The organism is Mesorhizobium sp. M0496, from assembly GCF_040321205.1.
Classification (GTDB): Bacteria; Pseudomonadota; Alphaproteobacteria; order Rhizobiales; family Rhizobiaceae; genus Mesorhizobium.
The window spans coordinates 25208-47500 of sequence record NZ_JAMYRC010000019.1 but is presented as its reverse complement, the minus strand read 5'-3'; the positions used below and the strand labels follow the sequence as shown (position 1 = coordinate 47500).

Here is a 22293-nt window from a genome sequence, read left to right as displayed (position 1 = left end):
AGATCATCCTGCGCCATGCCAACGGCTACGAGACATCATACAATCACCAGAGCGCCTTTGCTAAAGGCATCGAACCCGGCGCCCGCGTGCGCCAGGGGCAGATCATTGGTTATCTCGGCCAGACCGGTCTCTCCACCGGTCCGCACCTCCACTACGAGTTGATCGTCAACGGCACCAAAGTCGATTCGATGCGCGTCCGGCTGCCGGTCGGCAAGGTGCTGAAAGGTGACGATCTCGTCGCTTTCAAACGTGAACGCGAGCGCATCGACGAACTGTTGAAGCAGGAAGACAGCGATTCGCTGAAGGTTGCGAGTGCCAAGATCGACGGTTGATCCGTCGGCTTTCTGGCTTTGCCGATTTCTCAGCCTTGCGGATTTTCGGCATGCTGCGGCCATGGCAGCCGTTGGCCGGAAATGGTCGTCCAGGCGATGACAGCCGCAAGCAGGCAAAGCAGCGCGGTCACCGAAGAGACCGCGGCAAACGCTGCGTCGCTGGCGGCAAGCCTTGCCGCGTCGACGGCCGGCGCAAGCGCAACCGTTGCCGGTTCGCCATAGCCCGGCACGCCGGGCGTTTCATTGCCATCCAGTGTATGTGCATAGACCCAGGCGGCAAGCGAGCCCATCGCCGCCACCGCGATCAGGCCGCCGATGCGCGAGACGGCATTGTTGATGCCGGATGCCGCACCCGTATCCTTGTCTTCCACCGCCGTCATGATCGCGGTCGACAGTGGCGACACGACCAGCGCCATGCCGAGCCCCATCAGCGCCATCAGCGGGAATGTTCCCGTCCAGAAATTGTGGATGCCGGCATGGGCAAGCAAGGCAAGTCCGGCAAAGGCGAAAGCCACCACAAGGCTGCCGCTGGCGATCGGAAAACGCGGGCCGATCCGGTCCGACAGCTGGCCGACCGGTCCTGATAGAAGTGCGATCGATGCCGACAGCGGCACGAAGATGAAGCCAACCTCGGCCGTGCTCAGTCCCCAGCCGGCGATCAGCAGCATCGGCAGATAGAAAAGATTGGCCGACAGCGCGAAATAGAGGAAAAACGTCGCGACATTGGCGCCGGCGAAAGCGCCGACGCGAAACAGGCTGAGGTCGATCATCGGCTCGCGCTGCCGAAGCTCGAAGACGATGAAGACAGCCAGCAATACGACGCCGGCGGCAATGCTCGGCCCGGCCATGTGGCCCTCACCGCTGGCGCTCATCGAGGTCAGCCCGTAGGCGAGCGCACCGAAGGCCAATGTCGCGAGTGCGGCACCGCCGAGGTCCAGGCTGCGTTTCTCGGTCGGCGTATCGGCTGGAACCTTGGCCAGCAGGAGATAGATCGAGATAAGGCCGAGCGGCAGGTTGATGGCGAAGATCGCCCGCCAGATGCCGTCGCCGAAAGCCGACAGCACGAAGCCGCCGAACACCGGGCCAAGTGCCGTGGTCAGCGCCGAAGCCGCCGCCCAGATGCCGATAGCGCGGCCGCGTTCCTTTTTCGGGTAGGCCTTGGCGATGATGGCGAGGCTGCCCGGCACCATGATGGCCGCACCAATGCCCTGCACGGCGCGAAATGCGATCAGCACAATTGCATTCGGCGCCAGCGCGCAGGCAAGCGAAGCGGTAATGAACAGTGCAATGCCGGCCACGAAGGCGCGGCGCAGCCCGAATCGATCGCCAGCGGCACCGCCGGCAAGGATCAGCGCCGATAGCGTCAACGCATAGGCGTTGGAAATCCACTGTGCCTCGGCAAGGCTGGCGCCAAGATTGACGCGGATCGCCGGCGTGGCGATGGCCAGGATCGAACCGTCGATGAAGCCGAGCGCCGAAGCCAGGATGGCCGCGATCAGCACAAATCGCCGCTGCGCTTGCGGACAGAACGTGCCGTTCGTGGCCGGACTGGTCAGCGGGACGGCGGCAGCTGCGCTTGGTGAATGCATGGAACCTTGCTTAGACCTCCGGTGCAACGGCAACAACCGGCCAGCGGTCTGCTATCCTTGAAACCAGCCCACATTGCCGGGATTGCGCCTGTTCTGATGCAAACGGCGGCAGCCATGTTAGGTTTCCTGGAAACTTGCAAACGGGGAAGACATCGATGAGGCGGCCACTTGAAGCATCGGCGGAGGGACGCGGCCGTATCGTCGGCATCACCGACGGGGTGTTTGCCATCGCGCTCACCCTGATCGTTCTCGAAATCAGGGTGCCGGCGCACGAAGCAATCCATTCCGAACGCGACCTGCTTGCCGCGATCGCGGCACTGGCGCCACGTTTCCTGACCTACGCCTTGAGCTTCCTGACGCTGACCATCTTCTGGTTCGGCCAGCAGGCTCAGCATGGCCTGATCGCCAGATCCGACCGACGGCTTGCCACGCTGAACCTCTGCTTTCTCGGCTTCATCGCCCTGCTGCTGTTCTCGACCGACCTTTTGGCCGACTTCCTCGAGTTCAGAATCGCGGTGCTCGTCTATTGGCTCAATCTGCTGATGCTCGGCGTCACGCTGTTCGCCAGCTGGCGCTATGCGGAGAAAAACGGCTTTTTGGCAGAGGACGTCGATGCGGAAACCAAACGCACGGTCTATCTGCGCATCGTCAAGGCGCAAATCCTGTGGGCGATCGGCGCCGCACTGTCATTCGTCAATCCCTTGCTCGGCATCGGCTTCATCCTGGTCGTGCAGTTGATCTATGCCGCCGCACTTCGGAGTTCACTGCTGCGCAAAATCATCGGCTGAAGGTCCGCCGACAAACTCCACCGTCACACCCGGCGACACCAGCTTGGCCAGTTCACGAGCATCCCAGTTGGTCAGGCGCACGCAGCCATGGCTTTCGGTCTTGCCGATCTTCGATGGGTCCGGCGTGCCGTGAATGCCGTAGGTCGGCTTGTCCAGGGCGATCCAGACCGAGCCGACAGGACCGTTCGGGCCCGGCGGAATGGTCAGGATCTTGTTGTTTTGACCCTGCTTGAAATTGATGCTGGGGTTGTAGGTGTAGTTCGGATCGAGCGCGACGCGCGATACCGCATGCGTGCCGGACGGTGACGGCGTATCCGACGAGCCGATGGTGGCGGGATAGGCTGCCACCAGCCTGCCGCCGGCATCATAGGCGAAAACCTCTTTCTTGTCCTTGTCGGCGACGATGCGGGCCACCGGCGTCGAGACCAGCCTGCCGAAATTGGCGACTTTGATGATCGTGCCGGGGCGATTGAAGTTGATGTCCGGGTTGAGCGCCTTGAGATAATTCTCGTCCATGTGGAAGCGCTCCGCCAGAGCTTCAGTCACAGACGTATAGCCCATGCGGTCGAGCTGCGCCTTCTGGCTGTAGTCTTCCGGGATCGAGGCGACATACGGGCCGGCCGCATCCTCCGGCGTGATCGTGTAGTTGGCGAAAGCGTCGCCGCCGGATTGCGCCAGTGCCGCCTGGATGCCGACCGCATCGGTCGATCGCAGATTGCTGCCGGTGATCTGGTTGTAGGCGGCGAGCGCCTTGTCGACGTTCGAACCGAAACGCCCGTCGATGACGCCAGGCGAAGCGCCACCCCGGTCGAGTAGCACCTGCAGCGCTGCGACGTCCTCGCGCGCTCCCAGCGAAAGCGACGGCTCAATGGTCTTGCCGCCGATCTTCGGCGGCAGTGCCGCCTGATCCCCGGGCATGGTCTGTTCGGTCGGTGCCGCAGGCTGACCAGGGTCTATCGAGGCCTCGTCCAGCGGCTGACGCGTTATGATCTGCGGCTCTGCCGGCTGGGGTGCATCGGGATAATTGTTGTCGTAGCTGCCATCGTCCTGCAGTGGCGGCGGATAGGCTTCCACGGAATTGTCACTGTTGGGATCGTATTCGTCCGCCGGCGGCGGGATGACCCGGCCTTCCTCTTCCAGCTGCTTGCGGCGGAACCGCGCCATGTCTTCCGGATCGTCGAGATAGTAGCGGTCATTGTCATCGGGGGCGCGGCCCAGTTCGCGCAGCCGTGTCTCGCGACGCAGCACGCGGCGGTCGAGCCGCGTCTGCGGCGGCTGGATGGCGATGACCTTGCCGGTATCGGCATCGACAATGACGCGGTTGCCCCTGGCGTCGTAGTAAATGTCCACATTGCCGTCCTGCGCGAGCAGGATGCCACCGTCATTGGCGGCGCGGACGATCGGTGGTGCGCTGTCCTGCGTCGGCGCAGCGAGGGAATTCGAAGACAAAAACCCGCCGGCAAGTACCGAAAGGGTGAAGATCGTGCGCAGCATGGTGGCGAAGCTCTCCGGTCCGTAATTGCCGCCGCCCGGCGTTGTCCCTGTAAGGCGAACCCCTTCGCCAGCAAACCATTTGCCCAGCCTATGGTTCCAATATGAACCGGGCATGAAGATGGCGGTTTCCCGGCACCTCGACGAATATTGGCTAGCCTGCGGCAAGCCCCAATTCCTTGCGCGCCTGCTTCGTCAGCTTCAGGGCGACAAGGCGATGGCTCTCGCGCAGATAGTCTTTCAGCGCAGCATCATCCATGCTCTGGCTTGTCCGACGCTGGATCCATGTCATGCCGCGCGAGGCAAGATAGGGCGCGGGTCGCAGGCCCGGCTGCTCCTTGAGCACATCATAGGCGATTTCGGAGCATTTGAAGGTAACGAAGAGCTGCTGGCCTTGGTCCCAGCCGCCGATCGCGAAGACCTTGGCTCCGACCTTCCAGACATGGGCTCCGCCCCACTGGACGACATGGCTCGTCGCAGGCAGCGATGCGCAGAAGCCGTTATAGTCGTCCAGCGTCATCCCCGCCCCCGTTTATATGAAAAAAGCCGCGCGTCCAGGATGGACGCGCGGCGTTGGATCAGGCTGCCGCTTCCGCCGCGACGATCGTCGGCTTGGAGCGGAAATTCAGCCGGTCGGAACCGGCTGTCACCTTGACGGTAGAGCCGTCGAGGATGTCGCCGAGCAGGATCTTCTCCGCCAGCGGGTCCTGCAGTTCCTTCTGCATCACCCGCTTCAGCGGCCGCGCGCCATAGGCCGGGTCGTAACCCTTGGCCGCCAGCCAGTCGATCGACTCCTGGTCCAGCGACAGCGTGATCTTGCGATCGACGAGCAGGCTTTCCAGCCGCTTGAGCTGGATCTCGACGATGCGGCCCATATCCTGCCGGCGCAGCCGGTGGAACAGGATCACCTCGTCGACGCGGTTGAGGAACTCCGGCCGGAACGACGCCCTGACGACATTCATCACCTCGTCGCGAACCTCATCGACATCCTGGCCCTCGCCGAGATTGACGAGATATTCAGCACCCAGGTTCGACGTCATGATGATCAGCGTGTTGCGGAAGTCGACCGTGCGGCCCTGCCCGTCGGTTAGGCGGCCGTCATCGAGCACCTGCAACAGCACGTTGAAGACATCCGGATGCGCCTTCTCGATCTCGTCGAACAGCACGACCTGATAGGGTCGCCGCCGCACCGCTTCGGTCAGCGCGCCGCCTTCCTCATAGCCGACATAGCCGGGAGGCGCGCCGATCAGCCGGGCAACCGAGTGCTTCTCCATGAACTCCGACATATCGATGCGCACCATCGCGCTCTCGTCGTCGAACAGGAAGCTCGCCAGCGCCTTGGTCAGTTCGGTCTTGCCGACGCCTGTCGGCCCGAGGAACATGAACGAGCCGATCGGCCGGTTCGGATCCTGCAAGCCGGCACGAGCCCGACGCACAGCCTTCGAGACAGCCTGCACCGCCTCACCCTGGCCGACCACACGCTTGCCGATCTCGTCTTCCATGCGCAGCAGCTTGTCGCGCTCGCCCTGCAGCATCTTGTCGACCGGAATGCCGGTCCAGCGCGAGACGATATGGGCGACATGGTCGGGCTGGACCACTTCTTCGACCATGCCGACCTTGCCGTCCTGGGTTTCGGCCACCTTCAGCTTCTTTTCCAGTTCCGGGATCTTGCCATAGGCAAGCTCGCCGGCGCGTTGGAATTCACCCTTGCGCTGGGCAATGGCGAGGTCGTTGCGCGCCTCGTCGAGCTGCTTCTTGAGATCGGCGGCGAGCCCGAGCTTCTGCTTCTCGGCCTGCCACTTGGCGGTGATCTCGGTCGATTCCTCTTCAAGGCCGACGAGTTCCTTTTCCAAACGGGCGAGCCGGTCCTTCGAGGCATCGTCGGTCTCGACCTTCAGCGCCTCGCGCTCGATCTTGAGCTGCATGATACGGCGATCGATCTCATCCAGTGCTTCGGGCTTGGAATCGACCTGCATGCGCAGCCGCGATGCGGCTTCGTCGACGAGGTCGATCGCCTTGTCGGGCAGGAAGCGGTCGGCGATGTAGCGGTTGGACAGCGTCGCCGCCGCCACCAGCGCCGAATCCGAAATGCGCACCTTGTGGTGCTGCTCGTATTTTTCCTTCAGGCCGCGCAGGATCGAAACGGTGTCTTCCACCGTCGGCTCATCGACGAAAACCGGCTGGAAACGGCGGGCAAGGGCTGCATCCTTCTCGACATGCTTGCGATACTCATCGAGCGTGGTGGCGCCGACGCAGTGCAATTCACCGCGCGCAAGCGCCGGCTTCAACAGGTTCGACGCATCCATGGCGCCGTCCGCCTTGCCGGCGCCCACCAGCGTGTGCATCTCGTCGATGAACAGGATGATGTTGCCATTGGTCGAAGTAACTTCGGAGAGCACGGCCTTCAGCCGCTCCTCGAACTCGCCGCGATATTTGGCGCCGGCGATCAGCGCGCCCATGTCGAGCGCCATCAACTGCTTGTCCTTCAGCGATTCCGGCACGTCACCATTGACGATGCGCAGCGCCAGGCCCTCGGCGATCGCCGTCTTGCCGACACCCGGTTCGCCGATCAGCACCGGATTGTTCTTGGTGCGGCGCGACAGCACCTGGATGGTGCGGCGGATCTCGTCGTCACGACCAATGACCGGATCTAGCTTGCCGGCACGCGCATCCGCGGTCAGGTCACGCGCATATTTCTTCAACGCGTCATAGCCCTGTTCGGCACTCGCCGAATCGGCGGTGCGGCCCTTGCGGACGTCGTTGATGACCTGGTTGAGCGCCTGCGCGGTAACGCCGGCTTTGGCCAGGATGTCAGCCGTCTTGGCCGATTTCTCCATGGCAAGCGCCTGCAGCAGCCGCTCGACCGTGACAAAGCTGTCACCAGCCTTCTTCGCCAGCTCCTCGGCGGTCGAGAACACTTTTGCCAGCGGCTGCGCCAGATAGAGCTGGCCATTGCCGCCCTCGACCTTGGGCATCGCCTCGAGCGCCGTCTCGACGCCAAGCTTGACGTCGCGGACGTTGCCACCGGCGCGCTCGATCAGCGACGCGGCCAAGCCCTCGTCATCGTCGACGAGCACTTTCAGGATGTGTTCAGGCGTGAATTGCTGGTGGTTGCGGGAGAGCGCCATTGTCTGCGCGGACTGGATGAAGCCGCGCACGCGCTCTGAGTATTTCTCAAGGTTCATATTTGTCTCCTTCCATCACCGGCCCGCTTTGCGGCACCGGATCAGATTGCGGTGACGGACCCGCCCATTCGAGCCGGATCCAGTTGAGGCTGATATGGTGCACAGGTCCCGAACCCTCAAGACGTCTCGATATCGGCAACCGCATAATATTGCACAGCCGCCCAAAACAAAAACGGCGGAGATTTCTCCCCGCCGCTCAACGTCTTGACGTGTCGTTCGATCAGTTGTCGATATCGACACTGGCCGGTTCGGCGTTGCCGCTGTCGACCGGGGCCGCAGCCACCTCGCCGGCTTCGGCATTGCCGCCACCGCCCTCAACCTGATCTGCGTTGACGCGCGGCCGGCGCGGACGCCTCGGGCGACGGGCAGCACCGCTTTCGGCGGCCGCCTCGTTGAGTTCGGCCCGTGCGGCAAGACCTGCCGGCGACAGGTTCTCGAACAACGGAGCAGGTTCGGCCGCCGCAACGGACTCGGTCGGCGAAGCGGCTTCGCCCTGAATTGCGGGCTCGTTGCTCTGGGGCTGACCACCTTGCTCGGCGGACGATGAATAGTCGCGCTGACCGCTCTGGCCGTAACCGCCATTGGGGCGACGATCACGATGGCGGCCACCATTGTTGCGACCGCTATTGTCGCGCCCGCTATTGTCACGCCCACTATTGTCGCGATTGTCGCGGCCACCTTCCCGGTTGAGCGCAACCTCGGCCGGCATGCCTTCGATGACCGGCTGCGGGCCGGCGCCATGGTTGATCACCGGCACCTGGGCATCGGAAACAGTGTTGCTGTTGTTGCCGGTGTTGCCGGCATTGTCGAAATCGTCGCGATCCTCGTCGCCGTCATCGTCGAAGTCATCGCGATTCTGCTGCGTGTTCTGGATCGGCATCTGTGCCTGTGCGGCCGCGATGATGCGATTGTAGTGTTCGGCATGCTGGAGATAATTCTCCGCCATGACCCGATCGCCGGAGCTTTGCGCATCACGGGCAAGGGTGGCGTATTTTTCGGCGATCTGCTGAGCCGAACCGCGGATCTTCACGTCCGGGCCGTTGCTCTCGTAGTTGCGCGTCAGGGGATTCGGCCCCTTGCGGTTGTTGTTGTTATTATTATTATTGTTATTGTTACCACCGCCGCCGCTGTTGTTACGACCGCGCATGCGCCTGTTCTGCTGTTGTGGCCTCATCAAACTCTCTTCATTTTGAAATTTTCGAAAACTCTTCACGAACGGAGGCGCTCATGCAGCCAGCCGTTTCGTCTCTTCACCGGCGTTCGCCCGCATCAATTGCGTTGGCGCCACGTGCCATCCTGTTCCGGTTACATCACTTGCCGGACGATTCCCGCACGAAGCTTGGGCATCGTTTGCGCAAGAAGGCAGCTATTTCCAAGGAAAACCGAATCGCTAAGAGCACTGCCTGCTTCGTCTCATCCGGTTAAGGCGACCCTAGCCGCATTCCCCGGCATTGCCAAGCGCTTTTTTGCACTGCGTCAAGGCTTTACCCTTTCAAAGACAAGAACCCTGTCGTTTCCGCCAAAATCCCGAAAAGCACCGCCCGACACGTAGCCGGCAGCAGTGAATATCTCCGAAACTTGGTTGTGCTGCGTGTGGCCGATCTCGACCGCAATCCTGCCTTCAGTTTCCAAAAACCTCGCCGCCTCGGCGGCGATGATCCTATAGGGGTTCAGACCGTCCGCGCCGCCATCCAAGGCCAAGCGCGGGTCGAAATTGCGGACTTCGTCCTGCAGATTTCCAATGTCTTCGGAGGGTATATAGGGAGGGTTTGCGGCAATTACATGGTACCGGCCAGAAACTTTTTCGAACCAGTCCGACTGGAGCCCAGTGAACCGCCCTGCAAGGCCCAGTTGCCCGGCATTGCGGGTCGCCGTCGCCAGCGCGCCCGCGGACAGATCGACGCCGGTGGCGATCGCGCCTGGCACGGCGCTGAGCAGCGCCAGCGCAATGGCGCCGGTGCCGGTGCCAAGATCGAGGATGCGGCATGTGCCCTCCCGCGCCGCAACTGCCTTGACGAAGGGCAACATCGCCTCGACCAGCGTTTCGGTATCCGGCCGCGGCTCCAACGTTTCCGGCGATAGCGACAGCCGCAAGCCGTAAAATTCACGATAGCCGAGGATGCGATGCACCGGCTCGCCGCCGGCGCGGCGTCGCAAGGCGGCATCGATTTCGGCGACGACGCCAGCGTCGACCTTGCGTTCGGGGGCCGCGATGGCTTGCGTGCGCGTGGTGCCGGAAAAATGCTCGACGATCAGCCTCGCATCGAGCGCCGGATCGTCGATGGCGGCAGCGGCAAGCCGAGCCTGCGCTTCCCGCAGCAACTGCCCCAGCGTCTCGGGCAGTTGATCAGCCATCGATGCCGATGTCGGCGAGCAGCTTCGACTGGTGATCGGCGATCAGTGCGTTGATGATCTCGTCGAGTTCGCCCATCATCACCCGGTCGAGCTTGTAGAGCGTCAGGTTGATGCGGTGGTCGGTGACGCGGCCTTGCGGGAAATTATAGGTGCGGATGCGTTCCGAGCGGTCGCCGGAACCGACCTGCGACTTGCGCGATTCGGAACGCTCCTCGTCGGCCTTGCCGCGTTCCAGGTCATAGAGGCGGGCGCGCAGGATCTGCATGGCCTTCGCCCGGTTCTGGTGTTGCGACTTTTCCGCCTGCACCACCATGATGCCGGTCGGCAAATGGGTGATCCGGACAGCCGAATCGGTGGTGTTGACGTGCTGGCCGCCCGAGCCCGAAGCGCGCATCGTGTCGATGCGGATGTCTTCGGCCCTGATGTCGATGTCGACCTCTTCGGCTTCCGGCAGCACCGCGACGGTGGCGGCCGAGGTGTGGATACGCCCGCTCGCCTCGGTCGCCGGCACCCGCTGCACGCGGTGCACGCCGGATTCGAATTTCAGGTGCGCAAAGACGCCCTTGCCCGACACCGTGGCGATGATTTCCTTGTAGCCGCCTGCATCGCCGTCGCTGGCCGACACCGTCTCGAAACGCCAGCCGCGTTCGGCGGCGTATCGCTCATACATGCGAAACAGGTCGCCGGCGAAAAGGGCGGCTTCATCGCCGCCGGTACCAGCGCGAATTTCGAGAATGGCGTTCTTGTCGTCGGCGGCATCCCTGGGCAACAGCAGGATCTGGATGTCCCTCTGCAGCGCCTCGATGCGTTCCTCGACCTCCGGCAGCTCGGCCTCGGCGAGCGCCCGCATCTCGGCATCGGTGCCCTTGTCGGCAAGCATGGCTTCGAGGTCGGCCTGCTCATGCTCGGCCAGGCGCAGTGCCCTGACCTTGGCCACCATGTCCTGGATTTCGGCATATTCGGACGCCATCCGCACATAGGCGTCCGGCGCCGGGCCGGCCGACATCTGCGCTTCGAGCATCTCGAAACGCTTGACGACTTGATCCATACGATCGCGGGGCAGGTTGACCATGATGAGGCTGTTATAATGGGATCGAGCGGTCGTCGGCAAAGGCCTGCAGCAGCGCCCGCATCGGCAGCCCCTGCGCCGGCGCCATCAGGTTGTCGTCGAAGAATGCCTCCAACTCATCCAGCGGCAGTTCCGTCAGCATCGCCTTGACCGGGCCGATCGAGGCCGGCGACATCGAGATCGAGCGGAAGCCGAGGCCGATCAGCGCCATCGCCGAGATAGGTTTTCCGGCGAGTTCGCCGCACAGGGTCACCGGCGTGTGGTTGCGGACACCGGCATCGGCGATCTGCTTCAGGACGCGCAGGAACGGCGCCGACAGCGTGTCGAAGCGGTTGGCCAGTTGCGTGTTGCCGCGGTCGACAGCCATGACGAACTGGAACAGGTCGTTCGAACCGACCGAGACGAAATCGACCGCTTTCATCAATTCGTCGAGCTGGAACAAGAGCGACGGCACTTCCAGCATGGCGCCCAGCTTCAGGCTGGTCGGCAAATGATGGGCAAAACGCGACAGGTGCCGCACCTCGCGATCGATGATCTCGCGCGCCTGGGCGATCTCGCCGAGCTCGGTCACCATCGGCAGCATCAGCTTGAGCTCACGTCCGCCGCTGGCTTTGAGCAGGGCACGGATCTGGGTGCGCAGCAAACCCGGCCGGTCAAGCGTCAGGCGGATCGCCCGCCAGCCGAGCGCCGGATTCTCTTCCTGGATAGAGCCCTTGAAGTAGGGCAGCACCTTGTCGCCGCCAATATCGATGGTGCGGAAGGTGACCGGCTTGCCGCGCGCTGCCTCGAGCACGTCGCGGTAAAGCTTTTCCTGGGCCTCGGCACGGGGAAAGGTCGAGGCGACCATGAATTGCAGTTCGGTGCGGAACAGGCCGATGCCGGCCGCACCCGCCTCGGCCAGCTGCGGCAGGTCGACGGCAAGACCAGCGTTCATCAACAGGTCGACCTGGACGCCATCCCTCGTCGTCGACGGCTTCTTGCGCAGCTCGCGATAGACCTCTTGCCGGCGCGCCCGGAAACGCACCTTTTCGGCATAGGCGGCTTCAAGATCGGCCTGCGGCCGCAAATGGATCACGCCCTCTTCGCCATCGACGATAATGGCGTCGCCGTTTTCCGCCATGGAAACGGCGCCCTTCATCTGGCCGGCGACAGGGATGCCCATGGCGCGCGCGACGATGACGACGTGGCTGGTCGCAGCGCCGTCCTCGAGCACCAGCCCGCGCATCTTGTCCCGGGGATAGTCGAGCAGTTCGGCGGCCCCCATCGAACGGGCAACGATAATGGCGTCCTTCGGCAGCGATGCGGCGACATCCTCCGGCCCGCGTCCCATCAGCTGGCGCAGCAGCCGGTTGGCAAGGTCGTCGAAATCGCTCATCCGCTCGCGCAAATAGGGATCGGTCATGTGCAGCATGCGGGCGCGCATGTCGCTCTGCACCTTTTCCACGGCAGCCTCGGCGGTCAGGCCGTTGCGGATCGCCTCTTCCAGCCGGCGCACCCAGCCGCGGTCGTTGGCGAACATGCGATAGGCTTCCAGAACCTGACGATGCTCGCCCTCGAAGGCGACGTCGCGGCGCTCCAGCATGTCGTCGATGGAGAGCCTGAGCGAACCTAGCGAGGTTTCGAGCCGGCGAACCTCTTCCTCGCTGTCCTCGTTGAACAGATTGGTGACGACGATGCGCGGCTCGTGCAGCACCACATGGCCAAGTCCGACGCCTTCATTGAAGGACAGGCCGGTAAAGCTGACCGGGCGGCGCAGATCGAGTTCAAGGCCAGGCCTGGTCAGCCGCGCCAGATCGCCGGTGGCGATCATCTCGGCGATGACCATCGCGGTGGTTTCCAGCGCCTCGACCTCGTCGTCGCGGTAATGGCGCATGGTCTTGTTCTGCACCACCAGCACGCCCAGCGTGCGCCCTGCCCGCAGCACCGGCACGCCGAGGAAGGAGTTGTAGATCTCTTCTCCGGTCTCCGGCAGGTAGGCGAAGGCCGGGTGTTCCTGCGCATTGGAAAGGTTGAGCGGCCGTGCGCTCGCCGCGATCGTGCCGACCAGGCCCTGCCCCAGCCTGAGCTGCGCCAGGTGGACGGCGTTCGGGTTCAAACCCTCGGTGGCGTAGAGTTCGAGCACCGAATCGGCGCGCAGCACATAGAGCGAGCATACTTCGGCGACCATGTTGGAGGCGATATCGCGCACGATCCGGTCAAGCCGCTCCTGCGGCTCCAGCGGCTCTTGCATGAGCTCGCGGAGCCGTTTGAGCAAAACGCGCGGGCCACTGGCCTGATCACGCATCGCGGCTTCTTCTCCAATGGACATTCTGCCCGTCGCAGTTTCCACTGCGACCGGCGCACACGCAACAACTCAAATCGTTCTCGCTACTGCTTATCCAGACCGTAGACGGAATGCAAAGTACGAACCGCAAGTTCGGTGTACGGACCGTCGATCAGGATCGAAATCTTGATCTCGGAGGTCGTGATGGCGCGGATGTTGATCGACTTGTCGGCCAGCGCCTTGAAAGCGGTGGCTGCGACGCCGGCATGGCTCCTCATGCCGATGCCGATGACCGAAACCTTCGACATGCCGGCTTCCGACTGCACGACATCGTAGCCGATCTCGGCTTTCAGCCGTTCAAGCACGGCTAGCGCCTTGTCGACATCGCCCGATGGCACGGTAAAGGTCATGTCGGTGAACTTGCCGTCCTCGGAAATGTTCTGGACGATCATGTCGACATTGATGTTGGCTTCGGCCAGCGGCCCGAAGATGCCGGCGGCAACGCCCGGCCGGTCGCCGACCCGGCGCAGCGAAATCTGCGCTTCGTCCTTGGCGTAGGCAATTCCGGTGACGACCTGCTGTTCCACGATCTCTTCCTCGTCGCAAATGAGCGTTCCGGGCGGATTGAGCAAATCCCCCATTCCGGGCGCATCGGGATCGTCGAAGGACGACCGCACGAAGGTACGCACCCTGTGCACCATGGCAAGCTCGACCGAACGCACCTGCAGAACCTTGGCGCCGAGCGAGGCCATTTCAAGCATTTCCTCGAACGAGATCTTGGCCAGCCGCCGCGCCTTGGGCTCGATGCGCGGATCGGTGGTGTAGACCCCGTCGACGTCGGTGTAGATGTCGCAACGATCGGCCTTGACCGCCGCCGCGATGGCGACCGCACTGGTATCGGAGCCACCGCGGCCAAGCGTGGCGATACGATTGTCCGGGCCGATGCCCTGGAAACCGGCGATCACCGCCACCTGGCCCTCGCCGAAGCGCTTGATCAGGAACGCGCCGTCGATGTCGAGGATGCGCGCCGCGCCATGCGCATTGTCGGTCTTGATTGGGATCTGCCAGCCCTGCCAGGAGCGTGCATGCACGCCCATGTTCTGCAGGGTGATTGCCAGAAGGCCGGCCGTGACCTGTTCGCCGGAAGCGACCACCGCGTCATATTCGCGTGCATCGTGCATCGGCGAGGCTTCGCGCGTCCAGCCGACCAGTTCGTTGGTCTTGCCGGACATCGCCGAAACGACCACCGCCACCTCATGGCCGGCATCGACCTCGCGTTTGACGTGACGCGCCACATTGCGGATGCGGGCGATGTCGGCGACGGAGGTTCCGCCGAATTTCATCACGATGCGCGCCATGGAAGCGAAATGCCTTTGACTGAAGCCGGACCCCAGCCCAAAAGCGGGAATCCCGAAAAGCGGGAGGCCGGCTGACGCCGGCCGCTGAATGCGCGGCCTCCTTAGCCAAATGATGAAGGTTTCGCAAGGCTGGCGGCGGATTGCCGGCTTCAAGAAGACGGCATATTGCGTTCCGACGCCGCGCCGCTTACGAAATGTTGCCCCGGGGGAATTCCTTTTGGCTCAGCATTACAGATGATTGCTCGTCTTCGACGCGCCATGCGATGGCAATCGCTCCCGCTCATCATTGGCTTCGCGGTGTTGGCGCTGATCGTCGGCAGCCGTGCCATGCTGGTCGAGGGCCAGAGGGCCAATCGCGCCGCCGCGCGCGAGGCAATCGAGTACCAGGAATTGCTTTCCGGCCTGCTTTCGCTGGCGCAAGACGCGGAGAGCGGCCAGCGCGGCTATCTGCTGACCGGCGAGAAATCCTATCTCGAACCCTATCGACGGGCTGTGAGCGCAATTCCGGGGCAATTTGCACGCATCGACAGCATGACGGCCCCGGACGACCAAATCGTCCAGCAGATCAACCACATCAAGGACGCGCTTTCGCAAATGCAGGCTGAACTGGCCGAGACGATTGTGCTGTACGACCAGGGCAATGCGACGAAGGCGCTGGATCTGGTCCGCAGCGGCCAGGGCAAGGCTGTCATGGACGAAATCCGGACCAGCATGGATACGATCCGACGCATCGGCGCCGCCGCCGTCGCCGCGCGCGACGACCATACCGACCAGGTCGAAATCTGGCTGCGCGTCGGTTCGCTGGCGGCGCTGCTGGCGATCTTCCTGCTTGCCGCCTACACGATCAGGCAATCGCGCCGCCGCTTCCGCGAGGTGGTGGCCGCCCAGGAAGAACTGATGCGCAAGAACATCGCGCTCGGCCATGAGATCCAGACGCGCGAAAAGGCCGAATCCCAGATCCGCCAGATGCAGAAGATGGAAGCGGTCGGTCAACTCACAGGCGGTATCGCCCACGATTTCAACAACATGCTGGCGGTGATCATCAGTGCCATGAACCTCGCCCAGCGCAAGTTGGCGCGCGGCGAGCACGACATCGCAAAATTCATCGAGGCGGCGGTCGACGCGGCAAACCGTGCTGCCAACCTGACGGCCCGGCTGCTCGCCTTCTCACGCCAGCAGCCGCTGGCGCCGCAGATCGTCGACGCCAACCGCCTGCTGACCGGAATGTCGGACCTCATCCGGCGGGCGCTCGGCGAAGTCATTCGCATCGAAACCGTGCTGGCGGGCGGCTTGTGGAAGATCCATGCCGACCCGAGCCAGATCGAGAACGCCATTCTCAACCTCGCCGTCAACGCGCGTGACGCCATGGGCGATGGCGGCAGGCTGACCATCGAGACCGCCAACAGCCATCTCGACGACAGCTACGCCGTTACCCATGCCGATGTCGAGGCCGGCCAGTACGTGATGATAGCCGTCAGCGACACCGGTTCGGGCATGGCCCCCGAAATCATAGCCAAGGCCTTCGAGCCCTTTTTCACCACCAAGCCGGTCAACAAGGGTACCGGCCTGGGACTGAGCCAGGTGTTCGGTTTCGTCAAACAGTCGGGTGGCCACGTCAAGATTTATTCGGAACCCGGCGAAGGCACGACGGTCAAGATCTACTTGCCGCGATTCTTCGACCCGCAGGAGCCTGTCGTGCCGAGCGGGCGCGGCGGGAACCCCGCGGCACCTGCCACCGAAACGATCCTTGTCGTCGAGGACGATGCCCAGGTGCGTGCCTCCACCACGGATGCCATGCGCGAACTCGGCTACGCCGTCATCGATGCCGCAAGCGGCCAGGAAGCGTTGCAGAAGCTGGCGGAAAACCCCGGCATCGCACTTCTGTTCACCGATATCGTCATGCCGGTCATGAACGGCCGCAAGCTGGCGGAAGAAGCGGTCGCGCGCATGCCTTGGCTGAAAGTGATCTTCACCACCGGCTTCACCCGAAACGCCGTGGTTCACAACGGCGTGCTCGACCATGACGTGCATTTCCTGGCCAAGCCCTTCACCATCGAGCAGTTGGCGGCGAAACTGCGCGACGTGCTGGACACGAAACAAGGCACACCGGAATAATCTCGCCGGCCGCGACAGCGGGACGCCGGACCTCAAGCCACGCTTTTGCTGGCCTTGGCCTGTTGCCGGTCCGCATGCGCGTTGCCCAACCCGACGACGACGCGGTCACGCCCGTCAGCCTTTGCCTGATAGAGCGCGCGATCCGCGGCGTTGACGATCTCCGCCCATGAGGCGCCAAGCTCCGGAAAGGCAGCCACCCCGAATGACGCGGTAATGGTGCCAAGCGTGCGGCCGCGATGAGCGAGATGAAGCTGCTTGATCGCTTTTCGCAGCGCCTCGGCACGCTCGGCGCCATCCGCCAGCGAAGTCGCCGGCATCATCAGGGCGAATTCCTCGCCGCCATAGCGTGACACCACGTCACTTTCCCTGGCATGGTCGAGCAGCGTGCCGGCGACCTGCTTGAGGACAAGATCCCCGGCTTCATGGCCGAACGTGTCGTTGAACTGCTTGAAATGATCGACATCGAGCATGATCATCGCCAGGGGCTGTTCGGAACGCTCCATGCGCCTCAGTTCGCGACTGCTTGTCTCTTCGAGATAGCGGCGATTGTAGAGCCCGGTATTCGGGTCACGGATCGATTGTTGCCGCAGCGTTTCGCGCAGGCGCAAATTGGCGAGCGCCAATGCCAGCGTATCGACGACACCACGCAGGATCTGCTGCCGCTCGGCCAGCCAGCCCGGCCTGTCAACGGCATCTGGTTCGCACAGATGCACAATGCCAAGCGTCTCCCCCTGCGCCGCCAGAGGCATACAGACATAGCCGCGGCCGCCATTCTCGGTGATGTGGTTGCAGCGCGGCGTCAGCATGCCGGGGCCGGCAACATGCTCCTGGCCGCGCCGCAGCGCCCAGCAATCTTCCGGCGCAAATTGGCCAACGCTAGAACGGACGGCCCCCCAATGCGCCATCTCCTCGACCAGATTGCGCGAGGCACTGGTCAGATGAACGGTCCCGCTCAATCCACCAAAGAAGTCGGGCATGGCCGAACCGACGACGGAAAACGCCTCCTTGAAGGTGACGCAAGCCTGCAGCAGCTCGCCGAGTTTGACCAGGCGGGTCGTTGCCTGGGACGTTTCCTTCAGTTCGCGGTTCAGCGTCGCCATTTCCTCGGCGCGATCGCTGACCGCCCTTTCGGCGCTGCGCAACTCGCTGATGTCGCTCAACGTCAGCACGATGCCGCCATCGGAGCGATTGAGCGGATTGCAGCTGGCAATCACCGGCAGGTACGATCCGTCCGGTTTTGCCAGCCGCACCTCCGCCTGATGTCGACGGCCCGTGCTCAGCGCCAGTTCGACCGGCGATGTTCCCTGCGCCAGCCTGTCTCCCGACAGCCCTCTGATATCGAGGATCGACGACCAATTCTGCCCCTCGACCTTGTCGTTGCGCCGCCCGACGATCTCGGCGGCAGCCGGATTGACCGAGACGATCTGGCCACTGCCGTTGATGACGGCGATGCCCTCGGCAACGGTGCGGACAATATCCTCGATATAGGCCTTTTGCTCGACGAGCTGCGCACGCGAGGATTCGAGTTCGGATGCCATGCGGTCGAACCCTTGCGCCAATTGGCCGAACTCGTCATTGGCGATACGGCCGATGCGCGCCCCGGCGTCGCCCCGCGCCAGCGATTCGATGCCGCGGTTGAGACCGGAAAGACCGGCGCCAAAGCCGCGCAGCAAAAGGAAAGCCGAGAGCGCGGAAAGCAGCACGGCGGCCGCGGTGCACAGGCCGACAAGCCAGAGCACGTTGTTGGTGCGCTCCTGGGCAGCGCGCAGCAGCGGCGTGTACTCGAACAGGACCGCGCCGACGGTCTGGTCGGCGGCATCCTTGATCGGCACTGCAACCAGATTGATCGCTTCTGATACGTCGGCGCTGCTTTCGACGAAGTCGCGCGGCTCGCCGTCATCGAGCGTGCGGCCGACTTCATTGCCGCGATCATGATCGAAGGCGGTTCCGACGTTCTGTTCCTCACCCGGGATATCCGCCAGGATGATCTTGCCGCGATCGACCACGACGAGGTCGCGTTTCGAGCCACTGTGCTGCGAGGTCACGAATTCACGCAACGCTTCGGGTCTCTCGAACAACGGACGTGGCGTATCGGCGGCCTTGAAGGCGATCGCCGCCGCCAGTTGCCGTGCAACGCTTGTCGCCTCAGCCAGTGCACCGGATCTGGTCAGCGATATCTGGGAGACTATAGCAATGCCGCCCACAAGGCCGATCAAGGCCACAGCGCTCGACAAAGCTGTGATAATCTGGGTCTTGATCCGCACCAAGCCATCCTATTCCAGGAAGCAATGTATATGCCGAATTTCGGTCGTGCGTCAGGAAACCGCCAACCTCGTAAATTTGATGTTAAGAATCCTGGTCGACCGCGTCTCCAGCAAGATACCCGGCACCGAGGGATGCTGGGTCAGCCTGTGGTGGCTCTCCACAGGCCGGGATAGTCGACTACAAACCCGTGCGGCGAAACCTCGAGGACTTCGTCATAGCCGAACATGGGCGCCGCGTAGGCATAGCGAACCTCGTCGAGACGGCGGTAACTCTGTTCGAGGCGCACCAGCTTGAGCTCGGGGAAGGTCAGGTAGGCGGCCGGGGCGGGCGTCGCCTCGCCGATGCCGAGGTCGAACCGGCGGATCGCCAGCAGGTTCGACGCCGGCGTGAACCCGAGGTCGACGTCGACGAGGCCGGCGACATCCCGTTGAACTTCGCCGTTCAGCGTCCACTGGCCGTCGGAACCGCGTTCGATCGCGTAATGCAGCTTGCGCGTGCCGAGAAAGCCGTCGACCCGCGCCGTTCGTGTGCGCCAGCCGGCGTCGCAATCCACCTCATAGACAAGGCAACACGGCTCGCCGTCCTGGATGAAGACGGCTTGCCCCGTGATGCTGTACCCGCCATCCGTCTGCGAAAGCAGGCAGGCGTCGTGGCCCTCCAGGTCCAGCCGGCGCCAGAGGATCGAAGCCGTTTCCTGTTTCATTCGTCGTTTCCTTCGAACTTAAAGCCTGTCCTCTTTTCGCCCAGCGGGCCAATTGTGTTTCGATGAGGTGCCCGACAGGTGACATGTCCTGACAGACCTGTTGCTTTGGCAGCATCGAAAATTGTTGCCTTGACATTCGCGGTCTCACGCCCGACTTCCTAGCGCATGGCGCCGAAATCGGAGTCGATTTCGGAAAGGATCATGCGCAGAATCTAAAGTGCTACGGCGTCCTTCGCACGTCCAAAGGACGCGCGGCGCTGTAGTGTCGAGGAGACCAACCGATGCCAGAGCCCCGACGATCGACGATCGATGCCGCAGAAGTAGAGCGCTTCTCCGCCCTCGCCGCCGAATGGTGGAACCCGAACGGCAAGTTCCGTCCGCTGCACAAATTCAATCCGGTTCGGCTCGCCTATATACGCGACCAGGTGGCAGCGCGCTTTGGCCGTGATCCGCGCGCGGCAAGACCTTTCGAGGGCCTGCGCATCCTCGACATCGGCTGCGGCGGCGGCCTGTTGTGCGAGCCGATGGCGCGGCTTGGCGCCGAGGTGGTGGGCGCGGACGCCTCCGAAACAAACATCGAAGTGGCGAAGCTGCACGCGGCCGAGGGTAATGTCAGCATCGATTATCGCGCCACGACGGCCGAGGACCTTGCCGACGCCGGCGAGAAATTCGACGTCATTCTCAACATGGAAGTGGTCGAGCATGTCGCCGACATCGACCTGTTCGTCGCCAAATGCGGCGAAATGGTCCGGCCTGGCGGCATCATGTTCGTGGCCACCATCAACCGCACGCTGAAGGCGCTCGGGCTGGCCATCATCGGCGCTGAATATGTGCTGCGCTGGCTGCCGCGCGGCACCCATCAATTCGGCAAGCTGGTGCGCCCGGAAGAGCTTGAGAAGGCGCTGGGCGGCGCCGGCCTGACCGTGATCGACCGCACTGGCGTCACTTACAATCCGCTTGCCGACCGCTGGTCGCGCTCGAAGGACATGGACGTCAACTACATGGTCCTGGCGGAAAAAGTCTCGGTCTGATCCTGCACGCCTTTGCTGGAATTGCTCCAGGGTCCTAGGCGTCGAGAGGCCGATAGCCGCCGCGCCAGTAGATGAGCGCCTGGCCGGCATCGCTGGTGCGCACGGCCTCGACCGAACCAATGACGATGGAATGCGTGCCGCGATCGATCATCTCGTCGAGGCTGCAGTCGAAGGCTGCCACCGCATCCGAAAGCAATAAAGCTCCGGTCTTGAGCGTCGTCCATTCGGCGCCCTCATAGCGGTCCTTGCCCTTGATGCCGCCAAAGCCGGAGAACCGCTCGGCAACGCGCTGATGCTGTGGGCCAAGCGAGTTCACGCCGAAATGCCGATAACGTTCGATCACCGGCCACGTCGACGACGACCGGTTGACACAGGCAATCACCTTGGGCGGCTCGGCCGACAGCGAGACGACCGAAATGACCACCAGGCCGGAGCGGTCCTCGCCGGTGCCGGCCGTGATGACGCTGACATTGCCGACAATCAGCCGCATCGCGGCGCGAAAATCCGCGACATCGACAGGAGTTCCCGTAAGAACCTTTGCTTCGGTCATGGCTTGCTCCAAATTTGCGACAAAACAAAAAGAAGTAGAGCGGTTTGGCGTTTTCGTGAACGATGAACCGCTCTACGCCGCCGACTGCATGGCGGCCGCTGCGATGCGGGTGCCCCGCTGCTCGAGGATGGGCAGGACGGTATCGCGAAAATATGGGAATTCCTCGACATAGTCGACGAAGGACAGCGTCGAGCCGCGAAATCCGGCCTCGTGCAAGGCGGTGATCCCATCGGCGACCTGTTCGGGCGTGCCGGTGAGCGGGAAGCCGCCATGGCCCGCCGCCATACGGTCGCGAATGAGCGCCAGGAGGTCATGCGGAAACGACTGCGCATGGGCAAATTGCAGCCGCACCAGATTGTCGACCGCCGCCCAGTCGGCATTGGTGCGGCCGAAATACTCGAGATAGTCCGTCGCTTCCTTCTCGGTCGGCCGGCAGACGACATGGGCGAAGGTCAGCACGTCGACGGTGCTGCCGGCGGCGATCGCCTGTTGTTTGAGTGCCGCGATCTCGTCCTTGGAGCGTGACAGGTCGATTGCCGGCGTGAACAGGAAATCGGCATTGCGGACCGCGAATTTGCGCCCTTCTTCCGAGCCGGCGGCGTTGAGGATCGGCAGGCGCGCCGACGGGCGCGGATCGCCAAGCACGTTCTTCAGCTTGAAATAGGTGCCGTCCCAGTCGAACGCCTCGGTGCGATCCCACAGCGCCCTGACGATATCGAACCATTCCTGCGCATAGCCGTATCGCGTGATGTGATCGTCGGGCAGCGTCAGCCCGAGCGCTTCATATTCCGGCTTGTTCCAGCCGGCGACGATGTTGAGGCCGATCCGGCCGCGGCTGATCTGGTCGATCGTCGCCAATTGCTTGGCGACCACGACTGGGTGATTGGCCGCGGTGTGGGTGGTGGCGAAAACCGTGATGTTGCGGGTCAGCGCCAAGAGCCCGGCGGCCCAGGTGATCGTCTCCAGCACATTGCCGTGGAAATTGGTCTCGCCGCCATAGCCGATCCAGCGGGCGATCGGCAGCATGAAATCGATGCCGGCCTCGTCGAGCAGCTGCGCCAGCCGCAGATTGTTGTCCCAGGAACTGACCCATCGTTCGGGGACCTTGGTGACGGTCATGCCGCCGGAACAATTGGACGCGAAGGTTCCGAGAAAGAAGGGCTGCGCATTGGCCGCGGTCTTGTCGAGCATGCTCATTG

17 protein-coding genes (1 of these 17 running past the window's edge) are annotated in these 22293 nt (G+C 63.1%); 4 read left to right on the top strand and 13 right to left on the bottom strand.

Translation table 11 applies throughout. The annotated features are described in order from the left end of the window. On the top strand, positions 1-332 hold the 3' end of the coding sequence (locus NKI73_RS17470; RefSeq protein ID WP_352631773.1) for a M23 family metallopeptidase. 1636 nt of this gene lie to the left of the window's left edge; only the last 332 of its 1968 coding nucleotides appear in the window; its start codon lies beyond the left edge, outside the window; its stop codon occupies positions 330-332. Between the two features lie 29 nt (positions 333-361). On the opposite strand, the gene NKI73_RS17465 is transcribed toward NKI73_RS17470, so the two are convergent. Next, entirely contained in the window at positions 362-1921 is a 1560-nt protein-coding gene (locus tag NKI73_RS17465; RefSeq protein ID WP_352631771.1) for an MFS transporter, read from the bottom strand. A 155-nt stretch (positions 1922-2076) separates the two neighbouring features. Here NKI73_RS17465 and NKI73_RS17460 point away from each other — a divergent pair, with 155 nt between their 5' ends. After that, positions 2077-2709 (top strand): TMEM175 family protein, encoded by a 633-nt coding sequence (locus NKI73_RS17460; RefSeq protein ID WP_352631769.1) that lies wholly within the window; start codon positions 2077-2079, stop codon positions 2707-2709. Here NKI73_RS17460 and NKI73_RS17455 read toward each other — a convergent pair. The 8 genes from NKI73_RS17455 to NKI73_RS17420 all read right to left on the bottom strand — a co-directional run bounded on the left by NKI73_RS17455 (position 2683) and on the right by NKI73_RS17420 (position 14430). Further along, positions 2683-4203 (bottom strand): L,D-transpeptidase family protein, encoded by a 1521-nt coding sequence (locus tag NKI73_RS17455; RefSeq protein ID WP_352631856.1) that lies wholly within the window; start codon positions 4201-4203, stop codon positions 2683-2685. The two genes, NKI73_RS17460 and NKI73_RS17455, sit on opposite strands and share 27 nt — an antisense overlap. A 151-nt stretch (positions 4204-4354) precedes the next feature. Further along, the gene (locus tag NKI73_RS17450; RefSeq protein ID WP_352631767.1) at positions 4355-4720 is read right to left on the bottom strand and encodes an MmcQ/YjbR family DNA-binding protein; all 366 of its coding nucleotides are present in this window, start codon (positions 4718-4720) and stop codon (positions 4355-4357) included. Between the two features lie 58 nt (positions 4721-4778). After that, positions 4779-7385: an ATP-dependent chaperone ClpB gene (clpB, locus tag NKI73_RS17445; protein WP_352631765.1), complete on the bottom strand. Its 2607-nt coding sequence runs from the start codon at positions 7383-7385 to the stop codon at positions 4779-4781. A 220-nt stretch (positions 7386-7605) separates the two neighbouring features. Next, the gene (locus tag NKI73_RS17440; protein WP_352631763.1) at positions 7606-8559 is read right to left on the bottom strand and encodes a DUF4167 domain-containing protein; all 954 of its coding nucleotides are present in this window, start codon (positions 8557-8559) and stop codon (positions 7606-7608) included. 302 nt (positions 8560-8861) lie between these two features. Beyond that, on the bottom strand, positions 8862-9740 hold the full coding sequence (gene prmC / locus NKI73_RS17435) for a peptide chain release factor N(5)-glutamine methyltransferase (protein ID WP_352631761.1): 879 nt from the start codon (positions 9738-9740) through the stop codon (positions 8862-8864). Then, positions 9733-10812: a peptide chain release factor 1 gene (prfA, locus tag NKI73_RS17430; RefSeq protein ID WP_352631759.1), complete on the bottom strand. Its 1080-nt coding sequence runs from the start codon at positions 10810-10812 to the stop codon at positions 9733-9735. Before prfA ends, prmC begins: the two co-directional genes overlap by 8 nt. Before the next feature lie 10 nt (positions 10813-10822). Then, positions 10823-13093, bottom strand: a complete 2271-nt coding sequence (ptsP, locus tag NKI73_RS17425; protein WP_352631757.1) for a phosphoenolpyruvate--protein phosphotransferase — start codon at positions 13091-13093, stop codon at positions 10823-10825. 83 nt (positions 13094-13176) lie between these two features. Beyond that, entirely contained in the window at positions 13177-14430 is a 1254-nt protein-coding gene (locus NKI73_RS17420) for an aspartate kinase (protein WP_352631755.1), read from the bottom strand. A 258-nt stretch (positions 14431-14688) separates the two neighbouring features. Between NKI73_RS17420 and NKI73_RS17415 the strand changes: the two genes are divergently transcribed. Beyond that, positions 14689-16545: a CHASE3 domain-containing protein gene (locus tag NKI73_RS17415; RefSeq protein WP_352631753.1), complete on the top strand. Its 1857-nt coding sequence runs from the start codon at positions 14689-14691 to the stop codon at positions 16543-16545. Between the two features lie 32 nt (positions 16546-16577). On the opposite strand, the gene NKI73_RS17410 is transcribed toward NKI73_RS17415, so the two are convergent. Continuing rightward, the gene (locus NKI73_RS17410) at positions 16578-18809 is read right to left on the bottom strand and encodes a diguanylate cyclase (RefSeq protein WP_352631751.1); all 2232 of its coding nucleotides are present in this window, start codon (positions 18807-18809) and stop codon (positions 16578-16580) included. A 140-nt stretch (positions 18810-18949) separates the two neighbouring features. After that, positions 18950-19513: a putative glycolipid-binding domain-containing protein gene (locus NKI73_RS17405; protein WP_352631749.1), complete on the bottom strand. Its 564-nt coding sequence runs from the start codon at positions 19511-19513 to the stop codon at positions 18950-18952. Between the two features lie 281 nt (positions 19514-19794). On the opposite strand from NKI73_RS17405, the gene ubiG reads away from it, so the two are divergent. After that, positions 19795-20544 carry a bifunctional 2-polyprenyl-6-hydroxyphenol methylase/3-demethylubiquinol 3-O-methyltransferase UbiG gene (gene ubiG / locus NKI73_RS17400; protein ID WP_352631747.1) on the top strand — a complete coding sequence of 250 codons (750 nt, stop codon included), beginning with the start codon at positions 19795-19797 and terminating at the stop codon, positions 20542-20544. 34 nt (positions 20545-20578) lie between these two features. Here ubiG and NKI73_RS17395 read toward each other — a convergent pair whose 3' ends face one another. Then, positions 20579-21094, bottom strand: a complete 516-nt coding sequence (locus NKI73_RS17395) for a flavin reductase family protein (protein WP_352631745.1) — start codon at positions 21092-21094, stop codon at positions 20579-20581. Between the two features lie 72 nt (positions 21095-21166). Then, a complete protein-coding gene (locus NKI73_RS17390) occupies positions 21167-22291 on the bottom strand; it encodes an LLM class flavin-dependent oxidoreductase (RefSeq protein ID WP_352631743.1) in 1125 nt (374 codons plus the stop codon). Between the last annotated feature and the right edge of the window lie 2 nt (positions 22292-22293).